The organism is Faecalibacterium sp. An192 (genome assembly GCF_002160175.1).
GTDB lineage: Bacteria > Bacillota > Clostridia > Oscillospirales > Ruminococcaceae > Faecalibacterium.
This window is the reverse complement of the sequence record NZ_NFKB01000117.1, coordinates 1-2,235: the sequence shown is the minus strand read 5'-3', so window position 1 is coordinate 2,235 and position 2,235 is coordinate 1. Positions and strand designations below refer to the sequence as shown.

At 51.1% G+C, this 2,235-nt stretch carries 3 protein-coding genes; 2 read left to right on the top strand and 1 reads right to left on the bottom strand.

Going from position 1 to position 2,235, the window contains the following annotated elements:
* Window positions 1-80: 80 nt before the first annotated feature.
* Window positions 81-665, bottom strand: a complete 585-nt coding sequence (locus B5F27_RS16120) for a transposase (protein ID WP_144066569.1) — start codon at window positions 663-665, stop codon at window positions 81-83.
* A gap of 209 nt (window positions 666-874) precedes the next feature.
* Here B5F27_RS16120 and mobV point away from each other — a divergent pair, with 209 nt between their 5' ends.
* Entirely contained in the window at window positions 875-1,825 is a 951-nt protein-coding gene (gene mobV, locus B5F27_RS16115; protein ID WP_343214658.1) for a MobV family relaxase, read from the top strand.
* A gap of 19 nt (window positions 1,826-1,844) precedes the next feature.
* The gene (locus tag B5F27_RS16110) at window positions 1,845-2,147 is read left to right on the top strand and encodes a helix-turn-helix domain-containing protein (protein WP_087369052.1); all 303 of its coding nucleotides are present in this window, start codon (window positions 1,845-1,847) and stop codon (window positions 2,145-2,147) included.
* Window positions 2,148-2,235 lie beyond the last annotated feature (88 nt).

Genomic DNA, 2,235 nt, shown 5'->3' with positions numbered 1-2,235 from the left:
CTAATGCCCTGGAGCGACTACATGCGCAGTTGTTTTGAATAACAAAAAAGGACCAGCTTTAGCTGGTCCTTTTTCTATTGTCAAGTACACTGTTTTGTGAGGCGCTTACGCTTTCTCTTTAGCTGCTTCAGTTTTTCCAACCCTTGTTCTTCGTACTGGTTCAATCTCTCCCAGTAAACTTCAGGTCCTTCCTGAACTTCGACCAAACATTCCGAGGATACTGAAGCGTTTGCCTTCATGTGGGTTGAATCTGTCGCTACAATCTTGCCAGTTACCAGCCCTTCCGCTATACATTGTTGAACGACAACATGGAATAAGCGCCGGAAAACGTTCCGAAATTCCGGCTTTCTTCTGCGTAACTGCGAAATGGTACTATGATCCGGGACTCGATCCAGCAAATCCAGACCCAGGTACCAGCGAAGCGCGATATCCGTTTCGATTCGTTTCTCAATCTGCCGTTCAGAGGGGATTCCGTATAGGAATCCCACCAGAAGGTATTTCACAAGGACAACCGGGTCAATGGGTGGGCGGCCGTATTTTTGGCTGTATAAATGCCGCGTTTCCTCGTATACAAAGGACAGATCAAGCGCTTTCTCCAACTTTCTTAGAAAGTGGTCTTGCGGCATGAGATCTTCGATGGTCACCATGTGGATTTTGAGTTGCATTCTGGCCACCCTTTCGTGCTTTTTTCTATTATACCATATGGAGATAGCCTTTGTATATTTTGTCAACAGCTCCAAAATGTCCAGCACCACTTTTATAATCGAAGCTCATCCACCTACCTAAAAGAAAGGAGTCTGTACTATGCCCGTCATCAATACGATTGAGTTGCCAAAAAGGAGGGCCGTCCTTGAGCCAACCACAATACGCCATCATGCGCTTTGCCAAGTACAAGGGACCGGAGATCACCAACATCGAAGCCCATAACGAGCGCAGAAAAGAGAAGTACGCCAGCAATCCCGATATTGACCTCTCCCGCAGCAAGCATAACTTCCACCTGATCGAACCACCCCAACGTTACCGGGCTGAGGCTGAGCGCCAGATCAGCGCCGCTGGATGCCGCACCAGAAAAGACAGCGTTCGGGTGGTGGAAGTCCTGTTCACCGCTACGCCGGAGTTCTTCAAGGGCAAGAAGCTGCCCGAAATCCGGCAGTATTTTGAGGAAACACTCCGCTTCTTTGAGCAATACCAATCCAGAGAAACTATCATTTCTGCCGTGGTGCATATGGATGAGAAAACAGCCCATATGCACCTTTCTTTTGTCCCCTTGACGCCAGATGGCAGACTCAGCGCCAAGGAGATCGTGGGCAACCAAAAGAAGTTGACCTGGTGGCAGGACAAGTTCTGGGAACACATGGTCGTTAAGTACCCCGACCTGGAGCGCGGCGAGAGCGCCAGCCAGACGGGCCGCGACCATATCCCGCCTCGTATCTTCAAGGAGATGACCCGCCTGACCAAGCAGCGCCAGAAGCTGGACCAGCTGCTCGCTGGCATCGGTCCCTTAAACGGCAAGAAGCGGGCCGCCGAGATTTCCGAATTGCTGGATGTTTATATCCCAGCTGTGGAGAAGATGCGGACACAGCTGAAAAAGTACAGTACAGCCTTCACCAGTACCAAGGCCGAGAATGAGAAGCTCAAGAAGAAAAACAAAAAGCTCTCGGAGTCCCTGGACAAGGCGACTCACGAGAGCGTGTTGAAGCAGCTGAAAGATGCCAAGCTCCAGCGGGAGTATCAGGAGGCCCTCGCGATTCTGGAGCGGATACCGCCGGAAGTTTTGGAAGAATACGCAAAGCCCAAAGCCGCTCACCATACCGCAGAACTTTGAATCAAAAAGGAGAAATGCCATGAAGAATGTTTGTAAGAACGATTATTTTAACATCAAAACCTTGCCAAGTGCCCCCATTCCCGGTACAATGGAGTTGGTCACCCAAAACAATGCCCTCAAGTCTCCCATCTCTGACCTGAAACAGCCCGAGTCGAAAGCTTGCGTGTACACGGTGGAGGAAGTGGCGCAGATGCTGGCCATCAGCCTGCGCTCCGCTTATAACTTCTGCAACACCACCGGCGAGTTTCGTGTCCTCCGGGTAGGCGGAAGCATCCGTATTCCCAAGGACAGCTTCGACGCCTGGCTGTTCCGGGCCGCTTGATCAAGGAGGCACAGTATGGCATATATCACCAAACGCGGCAGCTCCTACAGCGTCCGCTACACCTATCTCGATGAGCACGGCAAAAGCT

What these genes read in the sequence shown, in the direction of transcription:
- mobV (WP_343214658.1), top strand. Translation starts at nt 875, where the DNA reads ATGCGCTTTGCCAAGTACAAGGGACCGGAGATCACCAACATCGAAGCC.
- B5F27_RS16110 (WP_087369052.1), top strand. Translation starts at nt 1,845, where the DNA reads ATGAAGAATGTTTGTAAGAACGATTATTTTAACATCAAAACCTTGCCA.
- B5F27_RS16120 (WP_144066569.1), bottom strand. Translation starts at nt 665, where the DNA reads ATGCAACTCAAAATCCACATGGTGACCATCGAAGATCTCATGCCGCAA.